Source organism: Pseudomonas fluorescens (genome assembly GCF_900636825.1).
In the GTDB taxonomy this organism is placed as follows: Bacteria; Pseudomonadota; Gammaproteobacteria; order Pseudomonadales; family Pseudomonadaceae; genus Aquipseudomonas; species Aquipseudomonas fluorescens_BG.
Genome location: NZ_LR134318.1, coordinates 4,762,517 through 4,786,789 on the forward strand (window position 1 = coordinate 4,762,517; position 24,273 = coordinate 4,786,789).

19 protein-coding genes are annotated in these 24,273 nt (G+C 58.4%); 11 read left to right on the plus strand and 8 right to left on the minus strand.

Annotated features, from left to right (window positions below):
* Positions 1-186: 186 nt before the first annotated feature.
* The 8 genes from glpD (at position 187) to EL257_RS21605 (ending at position 9,249) form a co-directional block, all read left to right on the plus strand.
* Complete coding sequence (gene glpD / locus EL257_RS21570; RefSeq protein ID WP_126366035.1) at positions 187-1,725, plus strand: glycerol-3-phosphate dehydrogenase; 1,539 nt, start codon at positions 187-189, stop codon at positions 1,723-1,725.
* Between the two features lie 537 nt (positions 1,726-2,262).
* Positions 2,263-3,177, plus strand: coding sequence for a glutamate/aspartate ABC transporter substrate-binding protein (locus tag EL257_RS21575; protein WP_126366037.1), 915 nt, complete (start codon positions 2,263-2,265; stop codon positions 3,175-3,177).
* A gap of 200 nt (positions 3,178-3,377) precedes the next feature.
* Complete coding sequence (locus tag EL257_RS21580) at positions 3,378-4,124, plus strand: amino acid ABC transporter permease (protein ID WP_126366039.1); 747 nt, start codon at positions 3,378-3,380, stop codon at positions 4,122-4,124.
* The gene (locus EL257_RS21585) at positions 4,124-4,795 is read left to right on the plus strand and encodes an amino acid ABC transporter permease (RefSeq protein WP_126366041.1); all 672 of its coding nucleotides are present in this window, start codon (positions 4,124-4,126) and stop codon (positions 4,793-4,795) included. Before EL257_RS21580 ends, EL257_RS21585 begins: the two co-directional genes overlap by 1 nt.
* Positions 4,792-5,526: an amino acid ABC transporter ATP-binding protein gene (locus EL257_RS21590; protein ID WP_010170183.1), complete on the plus strand. Its 735-nt coding sequence runs from the start codon at positions 4,792-4,794 to the stop codon at positions 5,524-5,526. The genes EL257_RS21585 and EL257_RS21590 overlap by 4 nt, the downstream gene beginning before the upstream one ends.
* 146 nt (positions 5,527-5,672) lie before the next feature.
* On the plus strand, positions 5,673-7,574 hold the full coding sequence (locus EL257_RS21595) for a sensor histidine kinase (RefSeq protein ID WP_126366043.1): 1,902 nt from the start codon (positions 5,673-5,675) through the stop codon (positions 7,572-7,574).
* A gap of 44 nt (positions 7,575-7,618) precedes the next feature.
* On the plus strand, positions 7,619-8,899 hold the full coding sequence (locus tag EL257_RS21600) for a sigma-54-dependent transcriptional regulator (RefSeq protein WP_232013122.1): 1,281 nt from the start codon (positions 7,619-7,621) through the stop codon (positions 8,897-8,899).
* A 20-nt stretch (positions 8,900-8,919) separates the two neighbouring features.
* Positions 8,920-9,249: a GlpM family protein gene (locus EL257_RS21605; protein WP_172604574.1), complete on the plus strand. Its 330-nt coding sequence runs from the start codon at positions 8,920-8,922 to the stop codon at positions 9,247-9,249.
* 115 nt (positions 9,250-9,364) lie between these two features.
* On the opposite strand, the gene EL257_RS21610 is transcribed toward EL257_RS21605, so the two are convergent.
* Both EL257_RS21610 and EL257_RS21615 read right to left on the minus strand, forming a co-directional pair.
* Positions 9,365-10,033: a DsbA family oxidoreductase gene (locus EL257_RS21610; RefSeq protein WP_126366050.1), complete on the minus strand. Its 669-nt coding sequence runs from the start codon at positions 10,031-10,033 to the stop codon at positions 9,365-9,367.
* Between the two features lie 174 nt (positions 10,034-10,207).
* Positions 10,208-11,242 carry an alpha/beta fold hydrolase gene (locus EL257_RS21615; RefSeq protein WP_126366052.1) on the minus strand — a complete coding sequence of 345 codons (1,035 nt, stop codon included), beginning with the start codon at positions 11,240-11,242 and terminating at the stop codon, positions 10,208-10,210.
* Between the two features lie 204 nt (positions 11,243-11,446).
* Here EL257_RS21615 and metR point away from each other — a divergent pair, with 204 nt between their 5' ends.
* Positions 11,447-12,364, plus strand: coding sequence for a transcriptional regulator MetR (gene metR, locus EL257_RS21620; RefSeq protein WP_126366054.1), 918 nt, complete (start codon positions 11,447-11,449; stop codon positions 12,362-12,364).
* An 81-nt stretch (positions 12,365-12,445) separates the two neighbouring features.
* Here the strand turns inward: metR and EL257_RS21625 are convergent, their stop codons facing one another.
* Genes EL257_RS21625 through EL257_RS21635 form a run of 3 tightly spaced genes read right to left on the minus strand, consistent with a single transcriptional unit; the run spans position 12,446 to position 14,050 of the window.
* The gene (locus tag EL257_RS21625) at positions 12,446-12,952 is read right to left on the minus strand and encodes a GNAT family N-acetyltransferase (RefSeq protein WP_126366056.1); all 507 of its coding nucleotides are present in this window, start codon (positions 12,950-12,952) and stop codon (positions 12,446-12,448) included.
* Position 12,953: 1 nt separating this feature from the next.
* The gene (locus tag EL257_RS21630) at positions 12,954-13,592 is read right to left on the minus strand and encodes a LysE family translocator (protein ID WP_126366058.1); all 639 of its coding nucleotides are present in this window, start codon (positions 13,590-13,592) and stop codon (positions 12,954-12,956) included.
* A 23-nt stretch (positions 13,593-13,615) separates the two neighbouring features.
* On the minus strand, positions 13,616-14,050 hold the full coding sequence (locus EL257_RS21635) for an NUDIX hydrolase (RefSeq protein WP_126366060.1): 435 nt from the start codon (positions 14,048-14,050) through the stop codon (positions 13,616-13,618).
* Between the two features lie 214 nt (positions 14,051-14,264).
* Between EL257_RS21635 and EL257_RS21640 the strand changes: the two genes are divergently transcribed.
* Positions 14,265-14,765 carry a DUF4234 domain-containing protein gene (locus tag EL257_RS21640; protein ID WP_126366062.1) on the plus strand — a complete coding sequence of 167 codons (501 nt, stop codon included), beginning with the start codon at positions 14,265-14,267 and terminating at the stop codon, positions 14,763-14,765.
* A 95-nt stretch (positions 14,766-14,860) separates the two neighbouring features.
* On the opposite strand, the gene EL257_RS21645 is transcribed toward EL257_RS21640, so the two are convergent.
* Together EL257_RS21645 and EL257_RS21650 are read right to left on the minus strand one after the other, a co-directional pair.
* On the minus strand, positions 14,861-16,282 hold the full coding sequence (locus EL257_RS21645) for an amino acid permease (protein WP_126366064.1): 1,422 nt from the start codon (positions 16,280-16,282) through the stop codon (positions 14,861-14,863).
* Between the two features lie 305 nt (positions 16,283-16,587).
* On the minus strand, positions 16,588-20,124 hold the full coding sequence (locus EL257_RS21650; RefSeq protein ID WP_126366066.1) for a hypothetical protein: 3,537 nt from the start codon (positions 20,122-20,124) through the stop codon (positions 16,588-16,590).
* Positions 20,125-20,663: 539 nt separating this feature from the next.
* Here EL257_RS21650 and EL257_RS21655 point away from each other — a divergent pair.
* Positions 20,664-23,774 (plus strand): transglycosylase domain-containing protein, encoded by a 3,111-nt coding sequence (locus tag EL257_RS21655; RefSeq protein WP_126366069.1) that lies wholly within the window; start codon positions 20,664-20,666, stop codon positions 23,772-23,774.
* 4 nt (positions 23,775-23,778) lie between these two features.
* Here the strand turns inward: EL257_RS21655 and EL257_RS21660 are convergent, their stop codons facing one another.
* Entirely contained in the window at positions 23,779-24,273 is a 495-nt protein-coding gene (locus EL257_RS21660) for a CS1 type fimbrial major subunit (RefSeq protein WP_126366070.1), read from the minus strand.

Sequence of the window (24,273 nt, forward strand, 5' to 3'; positions counted from 1 at the left end):
GTAGGAGCTGTCGAAGGCTGCGATCTTTTGCATTTAATGTTCGAAAATTTTCCTTTCCCCGCCCTTCGATGAGTTTTTTCAATCGAACGTGACTGGCTGCGCGTGTCTTTATGGGCTACCATTTTCGCAAATGAACATTTATGTTCGATTTCCAAGACATAAAATCAAAAAGCCCGAGGCCCGCCGATGTCCACCTCTACCTTGCGTACGCCCCCCCTCTCCGAGATCTATGACATTGCCGTGATCGGCGGCGGGATCAATGGCGTGGGGATCGCAGCGGATGCTGCCGGTCGCGGCCTCTCGGTGTTCCTTTGCGAAAAGGATGACCTCGCCAGCCACACCTCGTCAGCCAGCAGCAAGCTGATCCACGGTGGCCTGCGCTATCTCGAACATTACGAATTCCGTCTGGTGCGTGAAGCGCTGGCCGAGCGCGAAGTGCTGCTGGCCAAGGCGCCGCACATCGTCAAGCCAATGCGTTTCGTGTTGCCACACCGCCCGCACCTGCGCCCGGCGTGGATGATTCGCGCCGGCCTGTTCCTGTATGACAACCTCGGCAAGCGCGAAAAACTCCCGGGTTCGAAAAGCCTCAAGTTCGGCGCCGACAGTGCGCTGAAGAGCGAAATCAAAAACGGCTTTGAATACTCCGACTGCTGGGTCGATGACGCCCGCCTCGTGGTGCTCAACGCCATGGCCGCCCGTGAAAAAGGTGCGCATGTGCACACCCAGACCCGGTGCGTCAGCGCGCGTCGTGCCAAAGGCTTGTGGCACCTGAACCTCGAACGCGCCGACGGCAGCTTGTTTTCGATCACCGCCAAAGCGCTGGTGAACGCCGCCGGCCCGTGGGTCGCCAAGTTCATCCGTGACGACCTGAAACTGGAATCGCCGTACGGCATTCGTCTGATTCAGGGCAGCCACATCATCGTGCCGAAACTGTACGAAGGTGATCACGCGCACATTCTGCAAAACGAAGATCAGCGAATCGTCTTCACCATTCCGTATCTGAACCACTTCACCTTGATCGGCACCACCGACCGCGAATACACGGGCGATCCGGCGAAAGTGGCGATCACTGAAGGCGAAACCGATTACCTGCTGAAAGTGGTCAACGCCCACTTCAAGAAGCAGATCCGCCGCGATGACATCCAGCACAGCTACTCCGGCGTGCGCCCGCTGTGCAATGACGAATCCGATAACCCATCGGCGGTCACCCGCGATTACACCCTGGCGTTGTCGGCGGGCAATGACCAAGCGCCACTGCTTTCAGTATTTGGCGGCAAGCTGACGACCTACCGCAAACTCGCCGAGTCGGCGATGGCGCAGTTGATGCCGTTCTTCACTCAAATGCGTCCGAGCTGGACAGCCACGGCCACACTGCCCGGCGGCGAGGACATGACCACGCCGCAGGCCTTGAGCGCACAGATTCGCGACAAGTTCGATTTCGTGCCGAGCGAGATCGCTCGTCGCTGGGCCACCACTTTCGGCAGCCGCACCTGGCGCATGCTCGAAGGCGTTGAGACCCTTGCCGACATGGGCGAACACATCGGCGGCGGTCTCTATACGCGTGAGGTGGACTACTTGTGCAGCGAAGAGTGGGCGACTACCGCGTATGACATTCTGTGGCGTCGCAGCAAGCTGGGGTTGTTTACCACTTCGGCCGAGCAGGAGAAGCTTGCGGCGTATCTGGGTAAGGTTGAGCAGAACCGCAGCAAAATTGAAGCGGCGTGATCTGAGCAATGCCCGTACTAAAAAGCCCCTGAATCGCGAGATCAGGGGCTTTTTCTTTAGTGTGGTGTGCAAAATTTGATTGGGTCAGTGAGATCTTTTCCCCCTCACCCCGGCCCTCTCCCCCAAGGGGTAGAGGGGGGAAGGGAGTCGATCTACATGAGGTTCGAATCCTGAGTTCGACTCGGTATCCAATACGGCGTAGTTCGCCCATACAACCCGTCAGTCCCCTCTCCCTCCGGGCGGTCCGACGTTTCGGGAGGGTTAGGGTGAGGGGTGTTGCTCGTTCGGTTTTCCGAACAAGACTCCCCGGTCAATTCGGCAAACCGGATCAGCCGCAGACTACAAAATCATCATAAAACTTTAATATCGTTATAAATCATCAACTTATTCCAACCACACTGCTCTGGCACGACTCATGCTCTACACTCTCTCGACGAATGCCCGATGTGCCAACACTTCAGGAGCCGTCAGGCATTCGAAGCACAAAAGGGCCGACAAACTGGCTCCATAAAAAAAACAATGTCGAGGAAAATTTTGATGCGCATCGTTCCCCATATCCTGGGCGCAGCCATTGCTGCCGCTCTGATCAGCACACCAGTTTTCGCCGCCGAACTCACCGGCACATTGAAGAAGATCAAAGAGTCCAATACCATCACTTTGGGCCACCGCGACGCCTCCATTCCGTTTTCCTACATCGCCGACGCGACCGGCAAACCGGTTGGCTATTCCCACGACATTCAACTGGCCATCGTCGAAGCAATCAAAAAAGACCTCGATCTGCCAAACCTGCAAGTCAAATACAACCTGGTGACTTCGCAGACCCGTATTCCACTGGTGCAGAACGGCACCGTGGACGTCGAGTGCGGCTCCACCACCAACAACGTCGAGCGTCAGCAGCAAGTTGACTTCTCCGTTGGCATCTTCGAAATCGGTACCCGTCTTCTGTCCAAGAAAGACTCCAAGTACAAGGATTTCGACGACCTCAAAGGCAAGAACGTCGTGACCACCGCTGGCACCACGTCCGAGCGCATCCTCAAGGCGATGAATGCCGACAAGCAGATGGGCATGAACGTCATCTCCGCCAAAGACCACGGCGAGTCCTTCCAGATGCTGGAATCGGGCCGTGCCGTTGCGTTCATGATGGACGACGCCCTGCTGGCTGGCGAAGCGGCGAAAGCCAAGAAAGCCGCCGATTGGGAAGTGACCGGTACACCGCAGTCGTATGAAATCTACGGCTGCATGGTGCGCAAGGGCGACGCGCCGTTCAAGAAGGCTGTCGATGACGCCATCGTCGCAACCTACAAGTCGGGCGAGATCAACAAGATCTACGACAAGTGGTTCATGGCGCCTATCCCGCCAAAAGGCCTGAATCTGAACTTCCCGATGAGCGACGAGCTCAAGGCTTTGATCGCCACTCCGACCGACAAAGCGGCTGACGACAAGAAATCCTGATTTCTGACTAACCTTATCCCCTGAGGAGGCGCCTGCCTTTTCAGGGGATGGTCACTCCCTGCTGGCACTTTTTGGAAACACTCGAACCGGTGGCTGTCGAGCCGATCGCGTGTGCCCGGCCTTTGAAAAAAAGACCGGGGCGGGAACGGAGTTTCCCCAGGCGGGCACTTGTACATCGATCGAATCGAGGGGAGACCCTAATGAATTACAACTGGGACTGGGGCGTGTTCTTCAAGTCCACCGGCGTGGGCAGCGAGACGTATCTCGACTGGTTCATTTCCGGTCTGGGCTGGACCATCGCCATCGCCATCGTGGCCTGGATCATTGCCCTGCTGCTGGGCTCGATACTGGGCGTCATGCGCACCGTGCCGAACCGCATCGTGTCGGGCATCGCGACCTGCTATGTCGAACTGTTTCGCAACGTGCCGCTGCTGGTTCAGCTGTTCATCTGGTACTTCCTGGTGCCCGACCTGCTGCCGGCAGATCTGCAGGAGTGGTACAAGCAGGACCTCAACCCGACGACTTCGGCCTACCTGAGCGTTGTGGTTTGCCTCGGTCTGTTCACCGCCGCACGTGTCTGCGAACAAGTGCGCACCGGCATCCAGGCGTTGCCGCGCGGCCAGGAATCGGCCGCCCGCGCCATGGGCTTCAAACTGCCGCAGATCTACTGGAACGTGCTCCTGCCCCAGGCTTACCGGATCATCATTCCGCCGCTCACCTCGGAATTTCTGAACGTGTTCAAGAATTCCTCCGTGGCGTCCTTGATCGGTTTGATGGAGTTGCTCGCGCAGACCAAACAGACGGCAGAATTTTCGGCCAACCTGTTCGAAGCGTTCACCCTGGCAACCCTGATCTACTTCACCCTCAACATGAGCCTGATGCTGCTGATGCGCATGGTCGAGAAGAAAGTTGCCGTGCCCGGCCTGATCTCCGTGGGGGGTAAATAATGGAATTCGATTTCAGTGGCATCGTCCCGGCCATTCCCGGTTTGTGGAACGGCATGGTGATGACCCTCAAGCTGATGGCCATGGGCGTGATCGGCGGGATCATTCTCGGCACGATCCTCGCGCTGTGCCGGCTGTCGCACAACAAGTTGCTGTCGAGCATCGCCGGTGCCTACGTCAACTATTTCCGCTCGATCCCGCTGCTGTTGGTAATCACCTGGTTCTATCTGGCGGTGCCGTTCGTGCTGCGCTGGATTACCGGCGAAGACACACCGATCGGCGCGTTCACCTCGTGCATCGTGGCGTTCATGATGTTCGAAGCGGCGTACTTCTGCGAAATCGTCCGGGCAGGCGTGCAGTCGATCCCGAAAGGCCAGATGGGCGCCGCACAGGCACTGGGCATGAACTACGGCCAGATGATGCGCCTGATCATCCTGCCGCAGGCGTTCCGCAAAATGACCCCGCTGCTACTGCAGCAGAGCATCATTCTGTTCCAGGACACTTCGCTGGTTTACACCGTTGGCCTGGTCGACTTCCTCAACGCCTCACGCGCCAGCGGCGACATCATTGGCCGCTCCAATGAGTTCCTGATTTTCGCCGGTCTTGTGTACTTCATCATCAGCTTCGCCGCCTCGCGGCTGGTCAAGCAACTGCAAAAAAGGTTCGCCGTATGATCTCTATCAAAAATATCAACAAGTGGTATGGGGACTTCCAGGTGCTGACTGATTGCAGCACCGAGGTCAAGAAAGGCGAAGTGATCGTGGTCTGCGGCCCGTCGGGTTCCGGCAAGTCGACGCTGATCAAGTGCGTCAACGCCCTGGAGCCGTTCCAGAAAGGTGACGTCGTGGTTGACGGGACTTCAATTGCCGACCCGAAAACCAACCTGCCGAAATTGCGCTCGCGCGTCGGCATGGTGTTCCAGCATTTCGAACTGTTCCCGCACCTGACCATCACCGAAAACCTGACCATCGCGCAGATCAAGGTGTTGGGCCGCAGCAAGGAAGAGGCGACCAAAAAAGGTCTGCAACTGCTCGAACGCGTCGGTTTGTCTGCCCACGCGCACAAGCATCCGGGGCAACTGTCCGGCGGTCAGCAGCAGCGTGTGGCGATTGCCCGCGCATTGGCGATGGATCCGATCGTGATGCTGTTCGATGAACCGACCTCGGCGCTCGACCCGGAAATGGTCAACGAAGTGCTCGACGTAATGGTGCAGCTGGCCCACGAAGGCATGACCATGATGTGCGTAACTCACGAAATGGGCTTCGCCCGTAAAGTGGCGGATCGCGTGATCTTCATGGACGCTGGCAAGATCATCGAAGACTGCCCGAAAGAAGAGTTCTTCGGCGACATCAGCGCCCGCTCCGAACGCGCGCAGCACTTCCTCGAGAAAATCCTGCAGCACTAAAAACAACACCTGCATTCCCCTGTAGGAGCTGCCGCAGGCTGCGATCTTTTGATTTTATTCTTCAAGATCAAAAGATCGCAGCCTGCGGCAGCTCCTACAGGGAAATTGGCAGGGTTTGTTGTTGTGGTTGACCCAAGGCATCTGTGATGAAATGCGACTCCACTCTATATCGCGCAGCGCCGCCATCACTTGCCGTGAAGCCCCGTCTGATCCGTCATTTGTTCCTGCCGCCGCTGATCATTGCGCTGATGATCGGTTTGGGTTTTATCGGCTTCTGGACCAGTGAACATTTCGGCATTCGCAGCCTCGGCGAGAACGGCCAGCGTCAGCTGGAACTTCACGCCCGCGCCGTCGAAAGCGAGATCAGCAAATACACCTACCTGCCCAGCCTGCTGGAACTCGAAACGAGCGTGCCGCAGCTGCTGGCCGATCCGACGCCGGAACACCGGCAAACGGTCAACGATTATCTTGAAGGCCTGAACCGGCGCAGCCGCAGTCGGGCCATCTACGTCATGGACACTACCGGCCGCGTCATGGCCACCAGCAACTGGCGCGATGTCGACAGTTACCTCGGTGAAGACCTGTCCTTTCGCGCCTATTTCCAGAAAGCCGTGCGTGGCGAGCCGGGCCGCTTCTACGGCATCGGCAGCACCAATGGCGAGCCCGGCTATTACCTCGCCCACGGCCTCGAAGAACACGGCAAGATCATCGGCGTGGCGGTGGTCAAAGTGCGTCTGGAAGCCATGGAAGAACGCTGGCAGCGGGCGCGCCTGGAAGCTTTCGTCAGCGACGAGAACGGCATCATCATTCTGTCCAGCGATCCAGCCCGGCGCCTGAAAGCGGTCATCCCGTTGAGCGAAGAGACCAAGGAAAAACTCGCTCGCAGCCTGCAGTATTACTGGTTCCCGCTCAACGAACTGCAACCTCTGGCCCGCGAAACCCTGTCGGAAGGCGTGGAGAAACTCACCTTTCCGGCCAACAGCGAAGTCCAGTCCGACGAAGACGACATCAGCTATCTGGCGCAGACCCGGCCACTCAGCGATACGCCGTGGAATTTCACTCTATTGACGCCGCTGCAGGATCTGCGCCGCGAAGCCATCAACCAAGGCATTCTGGTCGCCGTTGCGTTTGCGCTGGTGGCGTTTCTGCTGATTGCCTGGAACGAGCGGCGCAAGGTCATCGCCACCCGCCTCGCCGCTCGCGAAGCGCTGCAGGAAGCTAACAGCCAGCTCGAGCGTCGGATTACCGAACGCACCGCCGACCTGCGCGCCAGCAATGAACGCTTGAAAAGTCAGATCCGCGAACGTCGGCAAGCCGAGGAAACCTTGCGCCGCGCACAGGATGAGCTGGTGCAGGCCGGCAAACTTGCCGCGATCGGGCAGATGTCGACCAGCATCGCCCACGAATTGAACCAGCCGCTGGCAGCGATGCGCACCCTGTCCGGCAACACCGTGCGCTTTCTCGAACGCGGTCAGCTTGATATCGCCAGCACCAACCTGAAGACCATCAACGACTTGATCGACCGCATGGGCCGGATCACCGCCAGCCTGCGCTCTTTCGCCCGACGCGGCGACAACAAGGGCCAGGCCAGCCTCGGCAAAGCCGTCGATGCCGCGCTGCAAGTGCTCGGTGCGCGGGTGGAAACCTCGGCGCTGGCCGTGCACCGCCAGTTCATCGATGTCCAGGTGCAGATCGATCAGACGCGGCTGGAACAGATTCTGGTCAACCTGATCGGCAATGCGCTCGACGCCATGCAGGCGCAGCCAACGCCCGAACTGTGGCTGGAGGGCGACGAATTCAACAACAAATATCGCCTGCGCGTGCGCGACAATGGCCACGGCATCGACGCCGAAGCGCGCAAGCATTTGTTCGAACCGTTCTTCACCACCAAGCCCGGCGAGCAAGGCCTGGGCCTCGGACTGACGCTGTCCGCCAGCCTCGCCGCCGCCACCGGCGGGCATCTGGGTGTCGAACACCCGGCTAGCGGCGGCACCACTTTCGTCCTCAGTTTACCGTTGCTAAGCCCTACACCTGCCGAGCCAATATGAACCACGAACTCAGTGTGCTGATCGTCGAAGACGACCCCCATGTGCTGCTCGGTTGTCAGCAGGCGCTGACGCTGGAAGACATTCCCTGCGTTGGCGTCGGCAGTGCCGAAGAGGCATTGGAGCGGGTCGGCGATAACTTTGCCGGCATCGTCATCAGCGATATTCGCCTGCCGGGCATCGATGGCCTGGAGCTGTTGACCCGGCTCAAGCAGCGTGACCGCAGTCTGCCGGTGGTGCTGATCACCGGCCACGGCGACATTTCCATGGCCGTCGGCGCAATGCAGAAAGGCGCCTATGACTTCATGGAAAAACCGTTCTCGCCGGAACGTCTGGTAGACGTGGCGCGGCGTGCGCTGGAGCAACGCAGCCTTGCTCGCGAAGTGTCATCGCTGCGCCGGCAACTGGCCGAACGCGATTCCCTTGAAGGGCGCATCATCGGTCGTTCACCGGCGATGCAGAACCTGCGCGAACTGATCGCCAATGTTGCCGACACCTCGGCCAACGTGTTGATCGAGGGTGAAACCGGCACCGGCAAGGAATTGGTCGCCCGCTGCCTGCACGATTTCAGTCGGCGTCACAGCAAACAATTCGTCGCGCTGAATTGCGGCGGCCTGCCGGAAAACCTTTTCGAAAGCGAAATATTCGGCCACGAGGCCAACGCCTTCACCGGTGCCGGCAAACGCCGCATCGGCAAGATCGAACACGCTGATGGCGGCACGCTGTTTCTCGACGAAGTGGAGAGCATGCCGTTGCCGTTGCAGATCAAACTGCTGCGGGTGCTTCAGGAACGCACCCTCGAACGGCTCGGCTCGAACCAAAGCGTTGCCGTGGATTGCCGGGTGATCGCGGCGACCAAATCCGATCTCGACGAGTCGAGCAAGGCTGGGGAATTCCGTAGCGACCTGTATTACCGCCTCAACGTCGTGACTCTGGAATTGCCGCCGCTGCGCGAGCGCCGCGAAGACATTTTGCAACTGTTCGAACACTTCACTCAGCAGTCGGCGCTGCGTTTCGATCGCGCCCTGCCGGAGCTGGACAATCAGACCTTGTCCAATCTGATGAGCCACGACTGGCCGGGCAACGTGCGTGAACTGCGCAACGTCGCCGAACGCTTCGCCCTCGGTTTGCCGGCGTTCAAGAAATCCGGCGCCAGCAGTGGCGGGCAAGGCCTGGCATTCGCCGAAGCGGTGGAAGCGTTCGAGCGCAACCTGCTCAATGACGCCCTGCAACGCAGTGGTGGCAACCTGACCCAAGCCAGTCTGGAACTGGGCATGGCCAAGACCACGCTGTTCGACAAAGTCAAAAAATATGGCCTTAGCCATTAAGCGAGAACCCTGTGGATCTACTGTTCAAAGCGCTGCTGGGCGCGGCGGTGGTGCTGCTCATCGCGGCGTTGTCGAAGACCAGAAATTACTACATCGCAGGATTAGTGCCGCTGTTTCCGACGTTTGCGCTGATCGCCCATTACATCGTGGGCAAGGGCCGTTCGATTGAGGACTTGAAAACCACAATCGTCTTCGGCATGTGGTCGGTCATTCCGTACTTCGTGTACCTGGCGACGTTGTACGTGATGGTGGATCGCCTGCGGCTGGAGGCGTCGCTGGCGGTCGCGGCGGTGGCGTGGTTGATCGCCGCCACTGTTTTGGTCACCGTGTGGGTTCGGCTACATAGCTGATCCGTGTAGGAGCTGCCGCAGGCTGCGATCTTTTGATCTTGTTTTTTCAAAATCAAGATCAAAAGATCGTCCAATCGCGGCCCGAGCCTGCGGCAGCTCCTACAAGGACGTATTCTCAGCCGTTGACGGTGCCGCCTTTGGTCTCGGCCATGATCTGCCGGATCGCGCCCACAAACGTGTCGACCGGTTGCCCGCCCGTCACTGCGTACTGGCCGTTGAACACCACCGTCGGCACCGAACTCACCCCGCGCTGCAACCACAGCTGCTCTTCCTCGCGCACCTCATCGGCAAATTCGTCCGAGGCCAGAATCGCTTCTGCGCGCTGGCGATCCAGCCCGACGCTTTCAGCAATCTGCGCCAGTTGGCGATGATCGGATGGATTAGCGCCGTCGCTGAAATAAGCCTTCAGCAACGCCTGCTTCAGCGACAACTGCAAGTCTTCCAGCCCAGCCCAATACAACAACCGGTGCGCATCGAAGGTGTTGTAAATGCGGCTGTTGCCATCGGTGCGAAAAGCAAAACCGAGTTCGGCACCACGGGCGCGAATCGCCTCGCGATTCTTTTGCGACTGCTCAGGCGTCGAGCCGTATTTCTCCTGGATGTGTTCGGCGATGTTCTGGCCGTCCGCGCCCATTTTCGGATTCAGCTCGAACGGCTGGAAACGGATTTCGGCCTGCACCTCGTCGCGCAGAATCTGCAGCGCTTCCAGCAAGCCGTACAAACCGACGACGCACCAGGGGCAGGAAACGTCGCTGACAAAGTCGATCTTCAAGGCAGAACTCATCACACACCTCGCGGGGGGAATCGTGCGGAAAATATGCACGATACACCACCCGAATCACCTGCCCTTGTAGGAGCTGCCGCAGGCTGCGATCTTTTGATCCTGATCTTGAAAAACAAAGGCAAAAGATCGCAGCCTTCGGCAGCTCCTGCAGGGGACGACGTTACGTACAACGGATCAGAGCAGATTCTTACCTACAATCGGCTCAATCTGCGCCCAGTGCGGAGAGTCTTCACGATGCGCCTGCAGATACGGCAACACGGCCCCGAGCAACGGTTCCTTGAACGCCTCCTGAAAACGATGGGCCAGCCCCGGAATCAGGCGTAATTGACTGCCACGGATATGCGCCGCCAGATGTACGCCGTGCATCACCGGCAGCAACGGATCAGCCGTGCCATGCACCACCAACGTCGGCACGCGCAGGCGGTTGAGCAGCGGCACGCGGCTGGGCTCGGCGAGGATTGCCATGATCTGCCGCTTCACGCCTTCGGGGTTGAACGCGCGGTCGTATGACGCCGCCGCTTGCTGCAACAACGCCTGCCGATCATCGGTCACCGTCGGGCTACCCAACGCCGCCAGCAAATCGGCCTGCTGCTCCAGCGCTATCGCGCGATTCGGTGCGCCGCGACGCGCCAGTAATTGCACCAGCGCTGCGCTGGGAGCGGGCAATCCTTCCGCGCCGGAGCTGGTCATGATCAACGTCAGACTCTCGACCCGCTGCGGCGCCATCGCTGCCATGTGCTGGGCGATCATGCCGCCCATGCTCACGCCCAACACATGAAATTGCTCGACGTGCAGCGAGTCCATCAGGCCCAGCGCGTCATCGGCCATATCCGTCAGGCTGTACGGCGCCGACACCGGCAGTCCGAGTTTGTAGCGCAGCACTTCGAAGGTCAGATTGGCCTCGACTGGCGTCTGCCGCCAGGTCGACAAGCCGACGTCGCGGTTGTCGTAACGGATCACCCGAAAACCCTGCTGGCACAGCGCGACCACCACTTCATCGGGCCAGTGAATCAATTGCCCGCCCAGGCCCATCACCAACAGCAATGCCGGGTCGGAAGCACGACCAATGCTCTGATAAGCGAGGCTGACTTGCGGCAGATCGACATGTTCGGTGGGCACGTTGACGTCGCAACGCGCTGCCGCCATCGACTGTGTGAAGAACAAAAGCGCGGCCAACAGCGCCGCTATGGATAAAAACATCTTGTGCATGAAAAATACCGAAACGCAGAACCCCAGTAGAGCGCGAGTCTGATGAAGTTTGTGCAAGCGCGCTGCCACAGTTGCGTGACAGTTTGATGAAGACTGCCGAGCGGTCGTCGCGCCCAGGCTCGCACACTCTGTCGACAGCTCGAGCAACATGAGACAAACTCACCGCCATCGCTGAAACAGCAAATTCTGCTCATGGAGCCATCGGTGCTTGAAATCCGCCACCTGAAAACCCTGCACGCCTTGCGCGAAGCCGACAGCCTGGTCGACGCCGCTGACCGCCTCCATCTGACGCAATCGGCGCTGTCTCACCAGTTCAAGGAACTGGAAGAGCGCATGGGCATGCAATTGTTTGTACGCAAGACCAAACCGGTGCGTTTCACCAGCGCCGGTTTACGCCTGCTGCAACTGGCCGACGCGACCCTGCCATTGCTGCGCGCCGCCGAGCGCGACATCAGCCGCTTGGCCGGTGGCACGGCCGGTCGCTTGCACATGGCGATCGAGTGCCACAGTTGTTTTCAATGGCTGATGCCGACCATCGACCAGTTCCGCGATGCGTGGCCGGAGGTCGAACTGGATCTGGCATCGGGGTTTGCCTTCGCCCCACTGCCGGCCCTGGCGCGCGGCGATCTCGATCTGGTGGTGACCTCCGATCCACTGGAAATTGCCGGTATCACTTATGTGCCGCTGTTTACCTATGAAGCGATGCTCGCGGTGGCCAATCAGCATGCATTGGCGAGCAAGCCGTACATCGTGGCGGAAGACCTGCTGACGGAAACGCTGATCACTTATCCGGTGGAGCGTGATCGGCTGGATATCTTTACGCGGTTCCTCGAACCGGCCGATATCGAACCGGCGCAGGTACGCACGTCCGAGCTGACGGTGATGATGATGCAACTGGTCGCCAGCGGCCGCGGCGTATGCGGCATGCCGCATTGGGCGCTGCACGAATACAGCTCGCGCGGGTACGTGAAAGCCAAACGCTTGGGCGAGAAAGGTCTGTTTGCGACGCTCTATGCAGCGATTCGCACCGACATGCTCGATGCGCCGTACATGCGCGATTTCCTGTTGACGGCGAAGGACACTTCGTTTTCGACCTTGGACGGTGTGAGCGCGGTCCGTTAAAAGCCAAATCAAAAGATCGCAGCCTTCGGCTCCTACCGGGTTCTGTGCAGGAGCTGCCGAAGGCTGCGATCTTTTTGATCTCTATGGCTGAGGGATTTCACGCCACATATGGATCTTGTCGAAGTAATCTTCGCCGACCCGCACCGCCAAAGGCTCAAGGCCGAACTGGATAAAACCGCAGCGCTCATAGAGCTTGAACGCCGCGTCATTGCCCGCAGTAACCGTCAGCTGTATCAGCTTCAACGCCGGATGGTTCTGCGCTTCGGCCAGTGCCGCTTGCACCAGTTCGAACGCCAAACCGTGCTGGCGAAAATCCGCCGACACATACATGCCGAACAGCGTGGCCTTGTGTCGTGCCTTTTCACGCGGTTCCAACGCCAGTCCGACAATTCCGGCCAACTGCCCCGCCTCAAACGCCCCCAGCAGCACATCCAGCTTGCTGGTCAGCCGCCCTTCCCACCAACTCAACGGCATCACTGCCCGTTCGCGCACGCTGGAGGTGAACGCCTGCGGATGACGATCATAGGCTTCGAGCATGAGTGCGCGGTAAGCCAGGGCATGACTGGCGTCCAGCCGTTCGATCCACATTTCAGGCAGTCCGCCGCTGTTCGAGCATCAAGCGTACGGCGAGACCGCCGAGCACCATGCCCATAAAATAACGCTGCACCGCCAGCCACGTTGGGTTGCGCACAAACCACGAAGCGATTCCCGCCGCGAACAGCGCGATCAACAGGTTGACGCTGAAGCTGACGCTGATCTGCGTCAGGCCAAGAATGATGCTCTGGACGAACACTGAACCGTGCTCAGGCGTGATGAATTGCGGAAACACCGAAAGATAAAAAACGGCGATTTTCGGGTTCAGGGCACTGGTGAGAAAGCCCATGGTGATCAGTTTGCGTGACGAATCGGGCGGCAGTTGTTGCGCCTCGAACGGCGAGCGCGCGCCGGGTTTCACCGCTTGCCAGGCCAGCCACAGCAGGTACAGCGCGCCGGCCCACTTCAACACTTCATAGGCCATCGGCACCGCGAGAAAAACTGCCGTCAAACCGGCAGCGGCTGCAAACATGTGCACAAAGAATCCGCCGACCACACCGAGCAGCGAGGTCACTCCGGCCTTGCGTCCCTGGCAAATCGAACGCGAGATCAGGTAGACCATGTTCGGCCCCGGCGTCAGCACCATCAGCAACGCAGCAGCAGCAAAAATCAGCAAGTCCGGGAGCGGGATCATGGCAAAGTCCTTTGCGTGGATGATCAGGCGATTGCGTTCAGCGAGGCTCGATAAAACGGCAGGATCACATCGCGTGTCAATGGCGCCAGGATGACATCGCCGTCAGTAGCCGGATCAATCCAGATCACTTCTTCGATTTCCGCCGCCGGGAATACTTCGGTATTGATCGTCAGCTGATAGATATCTGCCTGTACGACAAATCCCGGCTCGTTGGCGGCTGGGGCAGAAAACTGGCCAAGGAAGATCGCCTGCGCTGGATCGATCCGCAGATCCAGCTCCTCTTCCAGCTCACGAACCAGCGCGTGCACCGGCAGCTCATGCGCGTCGATCTTGCCGCCCGGTTGCATGAATGCGCTGGTGCCGCGTTTGCGTACCAAAAGGGTCTGGCCATGGTCGTTGAGCAGCAGCGCAGCGGCGATGCGGATGATGCGGGGCGAAGCGGCGGATGTCGGTGTCATGAGTCGGAAAATGCCTTGTGCGAAAAGGTCGCAGGATCCCATGCCCGATCCGCTCGCGTCATCAGAAGATCCCTGCAAGGAGCATCCCGGTTCAGCCAGACTTTGACGACAAGTCCGCCCAAAAGCTCGGAAATTTCCCACTCGCGAGTTTGGTAGCGTTACTCACCGCTGCCCGGCAGCCAGTCGCTACGTCGCCCAAGAGGAAAAACGCTGTATGTCTGACATTTCGACGCTCAAGGAAAAGAACAATCTCAAGACGTTTCATCTCATTCTGCTCACCTTGATCACGATGGGACTCTACCCGCTTGTATGGCTGTACAAAACTGCAACTGTGGTTGAGGAGGTCACCCGGATCAAGACATTGAGCCACGCCGGTCTGGTCGCTTATCTGGTGTTCTGTGGTCTCGGCGGAATCTTTTTCGCCATACCTCACCTGTGGTTCATAGCCACCGGGTATGCGGTGACGGTCGTTGCCCAGCTCATCGCGATTGCCTGGTGCTTTCGAGTTCGCAGAGCCTTGCGCGCCTACACGCTGACCCAGCACAACTTTGAACTGCGAATGAACCGCTTGTATTCGGTCCTGTTCGGCTTCTGTCACATCAATTACTGCATCAACGATATGGCCAGGGCCAAGCACAAACATGATCAGAAACGACAAACGCCTGAGGGACAGGTAACGGCATGGATAAAAAAAGTCTTGAGCCGAGTGAAGTAGCTGCAGCGTAACGCTTACGATCGTCTGCCGGCGAACCAGCGACAAAAAAGCCCCGATCTCGCGACCGGGGCTTTGTTGTTTTCAGCGGTTGAAACTTACGACACTGAACGCGCCGTGCCTTGCGACACTGGCGTCGGTTGCAGCTTGAACACGTAGAACAATACCGTCAGCAGCACCAGAAACGCCGGGCCGACATACAGCGCCACGCGGGTGTCCGGGAAGTACGCCATCAGGCCGACCACCAGCACCAGAAACGCCAGTGCGAAGTAGGAGCTGACCGGGTACAGCCACATTTTGTACTGGAGGCCGGCGCGTTCGCTGGCGCTCAGGCCTTTGCGGAATTTCAGCTGGGCCAGCAGGATCATCGCCCAGGTCCAGATCGCGCCGAAGGTTGCAATAGAGGTCACCCAGACGAAGACTTTTTCCGGCACCAGATAGTTGAGCAGCACGCCGATCAGCAGCGCGGCGATCGACAACAGCAACGCGCGACGCGGTACACCATTGTTCGAGGTTTTGGCGAAACCCGCCGGCGCCTGGCCGTTCTGCGCCAGGCTGTAAAGCATGCGCCCGGTGCTGAAGATGCCGCCATTGCATGACGACAGCGCTGCGGTGATCACCACGAAGTTGATGATGCCCGCCGCGGTCTTGATGCCCAGACGTTCGAATGTCATCACGAACGGACTGCCCTGAGTGCCGATTTCGTTCCACGGATAGATCGACAGGATCACGAACAATGCGCCGACATAGAACAGCAGAATCCGCCAGAATACCGAGCCGATGGCATCCGGAATGGTTTTTTGCGGGTTCTTCGCTTCACCGGCGGTCAGGCCGATCATCTCGACACCGAGGTAGGCGAACATGACCATCTGCAGTGACATCAGCACGCCGGTCACGCCGTTGGGCATGAAGCCGCCGTGAGCCCAGAGATTGGAAATACCCAGCGCTACGCCGTCGTTGCCGAAACCGAAAGCGATGATGCCGACGCCGCCGATGACCATCGCAATGATGGTGACGATCTTGATCAGGGCGAACCAGAATTCGAACTCACCGAAGGCCTTCACCGCAATCAGGTTGATCGAACCCATGCTGATCAGCGCTGCGAGGGCCCAGATCCAGCGCGGGACATCAGGGAACCAGATGCCCATGTACACCGCCACTGCGGTGATTTCCGCGACGCAGGTCACCAGCCACAGGAACCAATAGTTCCAGCCAGTGAGAAAACCTGCCAGCGGGCCGAGATAATCTTGCGCGTAGCGGCTGAATGAGCCGGCGACCGGGTTATGCACAGCCATCTCGCCAAGCGCACGCATGATCACGAGGATCGCCAGGCCACCGAGAATGTAGGAAATCATGATCGCCGGGCCGGCCATTTCGATGGCCTTGGCCGAACCGAGAAACAGACCGACGCCGATACAGGCACCGAGCGCCATCAGGCGAATGTGCCGTTCGCCGAGTTCACGTTTGAGCGGACCGCCCTGAGCGGTGTCGCCGTGAGGCAGGTGATTGCCGACTGGCATGGGATACAACCTCGTCTTGTTATTGGATATGACCACCGAGTGTCGAAGCGTCGGCCGATAAGCCTTGGCTACCATGAAACCGCGCCGCCTCGTGGGCGAACGCGTCTTGCCGGACAAGGCCTGCAAGATCAGCGGGGCGTGCAGTGTAAGAAACCTTGAGCAGGTTTTTTCACTCAATAAGTCGCAAGAATCAGCGGGAGTTGTCGCGAAGCAGCCGGTCGACCTCAATCATCAAGTGGCCGCTGCAGGAAAACAGGCCGCCGAAAACGGCGGCGAGTATTGCACAAGGATGGTGCAGCGTCACATTACCCGGCCGTTCTTCCGGTATGTGTGGGCACCGGCCTGGTCACCACTTTGACAACCCTGGAATCGGAGTAAACCATCGCCAGCGTGTCTGCCTGCGTCAGCCAACCGGATTTCACAGATGAGAATTTCATGATCGACGCGGCGCCTTGGCTGGACTGAAAGTGAAGCGTCCAGGTTCGCAACGAGCGGTCGTATTTCATGAATGCAACGCCGGTCAGAATCGAGTCCGCGTTGCCGTTCTTGTCAACTCTAAGGCCGTATTCGTGAAACTCCATGGATGTACTGAGGCCCAGGCCGTGTTCTTCCCGCGCAAGGTCATTGTACTGAGCGAGTTCCTTTGCACCTTCGACATGCCTGACCCGCAGGCGGGTGGTGTCCATCTGATCCACCACCAGTGAGCAACCAGAGAATCCCGGTGTGAACAAATGATCCGGTTGATCCCATGCGGGATGCATCGGAACATCGACATAACCACCTTGAGGCGCCCAGTATCCGGCGACGGCATTCGCCTGTTTGGGAAGCCCGTCGACTTTCGGATCATGGATCTTGAGCGCATTGAATTCGCCGCTGTTAATAGCCGCAGGCTGAACGCGCTCCATGACAAACATGAACTCCGCGCCGCCGTCCTTCTTCGCCAATTGCGTTGCAATCTCAGGGCTATAGCCGGCTCTACGCGGATCCAGCAGTTCCGTCGACACGGTCAGCCGGCTCAGTGCCGGTGTCGACAGCGCCTCATGAATGTTGGTGCGCTCAAACGAATAACGCACCTGCGACATCCGACCCCAATCAAACGGCAGGTGCGCAGTCTGTTTGGCGGAGACGGTTTCGATGACAGGCTTCCATAAGCCATTGGGCAGCCGCTCGCGAGAAAACGCCGAGTGACGATTCAAGGGATTGGTTGAAGTGTGCACGGATTGACTCGCCAGGCTGGCGCTTTCCTCAACAATGGTGCCCGCCGGTACGTCCACCGCGCCGGACGGCAGGTCACCACCGCGGGCAGATATCGGTTCCCATTGGTCCGCTGCGACCCGCCGGATTCGGCTACCCTGTACCCGATTGGTCGTCGGATCGACAATGACGACGTCCGTCATATCGCCGCTGAGCGTGAAGTCGTTCCTGATCCAGTAGATGGCCTCGTTGCCTGTCGCGTCGATGTTACGAATGTAAAAGCGCTGCCCGTCGGCACTGCGAAAAATACCTTGGGCATTAGCGCTGAGACCCGCGATATCGGAGAGTTTGACGGCCAGGCGCGCCAGGTCCTTGTTGGCAAACCCGCCTAATGCCAGACGGCCGATCGTCGGTCGAAGATCAATCGGCGCGCCATACAACCGATCGGTTTTGGCGTTGTAGTGATACCAATTGCCATCCTTTAACACACCGACACCTTCCATACTTTGTTCACCGACCTTGAAGGTCCCCACCATGACCGGCGCCCGCTGTTTGTTCATGGCCAGCAGCAGATCAGTCCCTCGCCCGGCGCCTCGCAGTTTTTTCAATTGCCGCAAACCTTTGACGCCGACGAACACGACCCCCTTGCCAAGAAGGTGTCCCGCTGCCAGAAATGCGCTCAGCGGGTTGAGTTCACTGATCACAAATGTCCCAACGATCCTGGCCGCACGCAGGGTCTTGGAAAGTACCGAAGCTGTTCGGGTCGCCAGTTGCGCCAGTTTTGCGACGATGCTCGCACCGGCGGTGACGAATCCCAGTACATCCATGAAAAGATCCATCGCACCGTCGATGTAATCACCTTTGATAAAACTGCTAATGGCTGACTTGAACGGAATCAGGTTCAGAACGAAGTCCACGGCGGCCTGAATTCTTGCCTTCTGTTGTTCGCTGGTTGTCTGACCCCGCGCTGCCTGCAAGATGCTTTCATTGTCCAGATCCAGATGATTGACAAAGGTCTGGGCGATGAGCCGGGTTCGCTCGCTCGAATAGCTTTTCGGCGTTGGCAATGGCGAGTGACTCACGGTCCCGATCAACGGAACCTCGGACTCGAAACGTTCAATGGCGTGCACAAGGCTCGGTTTGTGCGGGTCGGGTTTCTCGGTTGCTTTGCCGGGGTGATCGTAGCGCTGGGCGATGATGCCGTTCTTCGAATTGATGGAGTACAGGGTGACTTCGCCGTTTCGTTCGACGCGCAGCGTCAATACCGGATCCGTTGCGGTCAGCTCCCGTCCCCAGAGCCCGGTGCCGAGCTTGTAGATCTTGCTCTGAAAAAAATCAATCTTTCCATATTCCAGGTTTTCCCTGTCGCGCAGTGGCAATTGCGATATCAGATACTTCAAGGTGAATAAGGTACCTTGCTTGAGAGAACTAATAGCGGTATCAAATCGCGCATTGAAATCATCCGCCACACCGAGATCGAGCGGAGCATTGATAGCGGGAAGAAGATATCGAACATGTTCTTTTTCCGTTCTCCAGGTGTAATGGCGCGGACTATCCACCATCGCAATGTCCAGCAGCGAATGCAGATCATCTTTTCCACCGTTCATAACAACGTGCACGCCGTTGTAGAACAGCCTTTCTTCGAAAGGGACGTTACCAGAAAACCTTTGCTTGAGTTTGGCCAAGGCGATTTCCTTGCGCGTTGGAATTTTCGCATTCAAAAATTCCGATGCTTCAAGTCGCTCTTTCAACTGGCGTTGAAATTCATCTCTGACGGCATTTAGCTCCGTCTCGGTTCTACGTTCATCTTCTTTTTCTTTGAGCAATCCATTGACCAGCCCCCAATCGATCAATGCGAATGTTTGGGCCAGACCGAGAACGTCCGGGTCGAACAACTCGGTGTTTTCAGCACTGAGCATCACTTGGGCGAAGGTCATGTTCAGCACCTTGCCCGGCGTCACGGTTTCGATAGCGGCCGCCGCCACCGTCAGGTTGACCCACGCGGCGCCGCCGTATCTGACGTTATCGGGAAGGTCTTTGATCAGGTAGACACTCGCACGCCTAGCCAGCAGGGTGTAAGCACTCAGCCCGGCCATCGCAACGCTGCACATGCCAGTAGTGTGCAGGTGCCTTTCGAAATGTCCGAGCACGGTTGACGCAGTTGCCCCCCAGTGCCGGGATTCAGTGAAATCGTAATCGGCAATGATATTGCGATCAGGGTATTGAATCGACGAAGGGTCCAGCACCAGTTGCACAGCAGCCAGTGCATGTTCGTCCACGCTGACTTGCGTCGCAACGGATCCCATCGCAGTCTGAACAGCCTGACCAAGTGCCTGGCCCCGCGGGCTGCGAATCAGGCTTTCGAGCGCGTTGGCCGGATCGAGCAACGGGTCAGTGGCAAGTGCCAAGTCGCCCTTCAGATGATCAAGCACACCCAAGCCTGGCGCTGCATAGCGATCAAGAAAATATCTTGCGGCGTTGTAGGCAGTGATCTGCTGTTGGGTATTCCAAGGCACCGCCCAGGACAAAGCGCCGCCAAAGTCACCGAAAGTGTGCGGCAGTGCGCCATTGATTTCAGCCAATAAAGCATTTAGCTCAGTATCAGACACAGCAACAACTGCCGACGAAGAATCATTGGTACCAGACATGCAATCTTCCTAGATGAGTAAAATAAAAAAACGAGATAAAAGAAAACAACAACACTCATGGAAAAAGAAGACTGCAGGCATTACCAGTTAATTACATCAACCACTAAAAGATCCGCATCGCCACAAATTTAACTAGCGGCAAAATATGAACATACTTGCCATTAACTATGGGCAACATATAAACACAACCATTACTCATCACTAAAACAGCGCCTGCCGCCGCAATCACTCGACAACAACAAACCCTAAGTCAGGATTACCTTTATAAGTTTATAGAAAGTTACTTCTAAAGAAGCGCATACACCTGACAACAAATTGCCAATAGGCTGCTACACTTTTTTCGGCTGTTTTTGCATTCCACTCACGCGCCGGTCGCATCGCGACCCGCCGACGTCGTACGCGAAGGCTTCGACGCCCCCCCATGGACCGAACCCGCGCAAAGAAAATGCGCACACCATTCACAATTCCTCCTCCAGCACCGAACCAGCGTCTAAGCTTCAGACAAGTCCGATCAATCTGCGTGAATGGATCAGTCGACTATGGGTGCTTTGTGGCAAACCGATTCGAGTAAAGCCGTGGTTCCGACTGAACGTGTGGATGAAGCGCCTATCCCTGAAAAACCTCGCCGCAACCGGCATGGGTGGAAGGCTTTCTGGTTGTTGGTGGTGATTATTGCGATTGTCGTCGGGCTGGCGGCGAGCAAGGAAATACGCACGTCGCGTTTTCAGTCCCGCGAATTGAGCCAATACGCTGCCTCACTGACTTACAAACTGGAGCCTGGCCCCAGCGAAGCCATCCGCTATCCGGGCAACGGCCCTTTCGATTTGCGTCTGGGTTACAGCTCACTCGATGAATTCCTGCCGCGTCTGCTCAAGCGCGATTACGTGATTACCGAGCAGACGCGCTTTTCACCCGCCCTGCTCGGTTACACCGAAAAAGGCCTGTTCGTGCCGTATTCGGAAAAGCTCCAGGCCGGGCTGTCGATCACCGATTGTCGTGCGACGCCGCTATACAAATACAACTATCCGCAACAGCTGTACGCCGACTTTGCCGCCATTCCACCGGTCGTGGTCAGTAGTCTGCTGTTCATCGAAAACCGCTTTCTGCTCGATCCGAAGCAACCGCTGGCGAATCCGGCGGTGGACTGGCCGCGCTTCGGCATGGCGGCGTGGTCGCAGGTGGCGAAGTTGCTGCGTCTGCCGGGGCAATCGGCGGGCGGCAGCACCCTGGCCACGCAATTGGAAAAATATCGCCACTCGCCGGATGGCCTGACCGCGTCCGGTGCCGAGAAAATCCGTCAGATGATCTCCGCCAGCGTGCGTGCCTATCAGGCCGGACCGGAAACCCTCGGCGCGCGGCAGAATATCATTCGTGATTACCTCAACAGTGTGCCGTTATCGGCGGTGCCCGGGCATGGCGAAGTGCACGGCATGGCTGAAGGCTTGCGCGTCTGGTACGGCAGTGATTTCAACAAGGCCAACGCGCAATTGAACAACCCGTCCACCGATCCGAAGATCATGGCGGACAAAGGCCTGGCCCTGCGTGAAATGCTGTCGCTGATGATCGCCCAGCGCCGCCCTTCGCATTACCTGACCAAGGGTCGTGAAGAACTTGCCGACCTCACCGACAGCCATTTGCGTTTGCTCAAGCAGAACGGCGTCATCGACAGCGCATTGGCCGATGCCGCGCTGGCGAGCAAAGTCAGTTACCGCGACTGGCAAACTCAACCCACCATTCAGCCGATTGAAACCAACAAAGGCATCAGCGTGGCGCGCAGCCGTTTGGCGAGCACGCTCAACCGCCCGCTCTATGATCTCGACCGCCTCGATCTGTCGGCCACCAGCACCCTGCAGGGCGATCTGCAGAGCCAGGCCACCGACTACCTGAAAAAACTCGCCGATCCAGCCTTCGCCGCCGAAATCGGCCTGATCGGCGAACGCCTGCTGACGCCGACCAGTACCACCCAGGTGCGCTACAGCTTCACCCTGTTCGAGACGACACCCGATGGCTCGCGAGTACGGGTGCAAACCGACAGCACCGACCAGCCGTTCGATATCAACGAAGGCAGCAAACTGGAGCTGGGCTCGACGGCGAAAATGCGCGTGCTGACCACCTACCTGCAAATCATCGCCGAGTTGCACGACAAGTACGGCGCCATGGGCGTGCCGGAGCTGAAGAAAGTCGCAGTCCCCGAACAAGACCGTTTGAGTCAGTGGGTCATCGATTACCTGATCCAGAACAAGGATCACGACCTGTCGAAAATGCTCGCTGCGGCACTGGATCGCAAATACTCGGCCAGCCCCGGCGAGGCGTTTTTTACCGGCGGCGGTTTGCACACGTTCAACAACTTTCGCAAAGAAGACAACGGTCGCCTGCCCACCCTGCGTGATGCCCTGCGCGAATCGATCAACCTGCCGTTCATTCGCTTGATGCGCGATGTGGTGCGCTATGTCACCTACTCGGGGCCCAACAGCAGCGCCGAGTTGCTCAAGGATGATCGCGACCCGCGCCGTCAGGAATACCTGGCCAACTTCGCCGACCGTGAGGGCACCTCATTCCTGCTCAAGTTCTGGAAAAAATACCGCAACAAGGACACCCAGGCGCGCCTTGAAACGTTTCTCGACAGCATCCGTCCGACGCCGATTCGCATGGCGGCCGTGCACCGCTACCTGCTGCCTGACGCCAGCCAGGAGGACTTCAACACCTTCGTCCGTTCGCACCTCAAAGGCGCCAAGCTCACCGAAAAGCTCACCGATGACCGGTTGATCCGACTCTACGATTCGTACGGCCCCGGCAGCTACGATTTGCCGGATCAGGGCTTCATTGCCAAGGTCCACCCGCTTGACCTGTGGATGATGGGCTACCTGCTGAATCACCCGGACGCGACCTTCAAGGACATCGTCAAGGCCAGCCATTTCGAGCGTCAGGAAGTCTACAGCTGGCTGTTCAAGAGCAAACACAAGGGCGCCCGTGACAGCCGGATCCGCACCATGCTGGAAATCGAAGCATTCCTGGAGATTCACCAACGCTGGCAGAAAGTCGGCTACCCGTTCGATCATCTGGTCCCGTCGCTGGCCACTGCCATTGGCAGTTCCGGCGACCGTCCCGCCGCACTGGCCGAGCTGATCGGCACGATTCTCAATGACGGTGTGCGCATGCCGACGTTGCGCATCGACAGCTTGCACTTCGCCGCCGGCACGCCATACGAAACGAAACTGGTGAATGACCCGCACGTGGGCAAGCGGGTGATGCCCTCGGAAGTGGCCACGGCGATGCGTGAGGCGCTGTCGCAGGTGGTGGATGCGGGTACGGCGAAACGGGTGTCCGGCAGTTTCAAACTGGCCGATGGCACGCCGCTGGCGATGGGCGGCAAGACCGGCACCGGTGACAACCGCATCGAAGCCATCGGTTCCGGCGGGCGGATCCTGAGTTCCAAATCAATCAACCGCACCGCCACGTTTGTGTTCTTTATTGGCGATAATCACTTCGGCACGCTCACCGCGTTCGTGCCGGGGCGCTCGGCGGAAAACTTCAAGTTCACCTCGGCGTTGCCGGTGCAGGTGCTCAAAGGCATGGCGCCGATTCTCACGCCTTATCTGCAACCGGGAGGCGAGCTGGCATGTCGGCCCGAGCAAGTGGCGCAGCAGTGAAAACTCACGGCGCCGCTGCGGTGAACATGAGCAGCACATTGCCGTAATAGTCTCCTGGCACATAACCGGTCGGCGGTGTTCGCACTTCAATATCCAACGGCACGCGGGCGCCGGCCATGGCAATCTCGGCGGGCACGACTTCCAGGGCCGGCGAATTGGTATTCAGTTCATGCCCGTTGAACAGCACCCGCAGATAAATGGCGTGGGTCTGCGAAGGATTGATCAACACCGGCAGTTGTTCCAGGCGAGCCAGGATGGCCCCGGAATCATTCAGCACGTCGAAATTTCTGCGCAGGGTGCCCAGGCTCGCGGTGTGTGTGTCCCACGGCAACACCTGCTCGCGATGAATCCAGTCCGGCTCGGCCGGGGTCACGTAGAACTGCTCGGTCGGGATACTCGCCGACACTTCGAATTCGCGTATTTCACGCGCCGCGTAAGCCGACGAAGACGCCCACAGCACGGCGCCAGCACCGATGGCTATCATCCGTTGCCTGCTCAT

What these genes read in the sequence shown, in the direction of transcription:
- EL257_RS21625 (WP_126366056.1), bottom strand. Translation starts at nt 12,952, where the DNA reads ATGTGGATCGAACGGCTGGACGCCAGTCATGCCCTGGCTTACCGCGCA.
- glpD (WP_126366035.1), top strand. Translation starts at nt 187, where the DNA reads ATGTCCACCTCTACCTTGCGTACGCCCCCCCTCTCCGAGATCTATGAC.
- EL257_RS21595 (WP_126366043.1), top strand. Translation starts at nt 5,673, where the DNA reads ATGAAATGCGACTCCACTCTATATCGCGCAGCGCCGCCATCACTTGCC.
- EL257_RS21650 (WP_126366066.1), bottom strand. Translation starts at nt 20,124, where the DNA reads ATGTCTGGTACCAATGATTCTTCGTCGGCAGTTGTTGCTGTGTCTGAT.
- EL257_RS21575 (WP_126366037.1), top strand. Translation starts at nt 2,263, where the DNA reads ATGCGCATCGTTCCCCATATCCTGGGCGCAGCCATTGCTGCCGCTCTG.
- EL257_RS21645 (WP_126366064.1), bottom strand. Translation starts at nt 16,282, where the DNA reads ATGCCAGTCGGCAATCACCTGCCTCACGGCGACACCGCTCAGGGCGGT.
- EL257_RS21640 (WP_126366062.1), top strand. Translation starts at nt 14,265, where the DNA reads ATGTCTGACATTTCGACGCTCAAGGAAAAGAACAATCTCAAGACGTTT.
- EL257_RS21585 (WP_126366041.1), top strand. Translation starts at nt 4,124, where the DNA reads ATGGAATTCGATTTCAGTGGCATCGTCCCGGCCATTCCCGGTTTGTGG.
- EL257_RS21580 (WP_126366039.1), top strand. Translation starts at nt 3,378, where the DNA reads ATGAATTACAACTGGGACTGGGGCGTGTTCTTCAAGTCCACCGGCGTG.
- EL257_RS21655 (WP_126366069.1), top strand. Translation starts at nt 20,664, where the DNA reads ATGGGTGCTTTGTGGCAAACCGATTCGAGTAAAGCCGTGGTTCCGACT.
- EL257_RS21630 (WP_126366058.1), bottom strand. Translation starts at nt 13,592, where the DNA reads ATGATCCCGCTCCCGGACTTGCTGATTTTTGCTGCTGCTGCGTTGCTG.
- EL257_RS21610 (WP_126366050.1), bottom strand. Translation starts at nt 10,033, where the DNA reads ATGAGTTCTGCCTTGAAGATCGACTTTGTCAGCGACGTTTCCTGCCCC.
- EL257_RS21635 (WP_126366060.1), bottom strand. Translation starts at nt 14,050, where the DNA reads ATGACACCGACATCCGCCGCTTCGCCCCGCATCATCCGCATCGCCGCT.
- EL257_RS21590 (WP_010170183.1), top strand. Translation starts at nt 4,792, where the DNA reads ATGATCTCTATCAAAAATATCAACAAGTGGTATGGGGACTTCCAGGTG.
- EL257_RS21660 (WP_126366070.1), bottom strand. Translation starts at nt 24,273, where the DNA reads ATGAGCAGGCAACGGATGATAGCCATCGGTGCTGGCGCCGTGCTGTGG.
- EL257_RS21615 (WP_126366052.1), bottom strand. Translation starts at nt 11,242, where the DNA reads ATGCACAAGATGTTTTTATCCATAGCGGCGCTGTTGGCCGCGCTTTTG.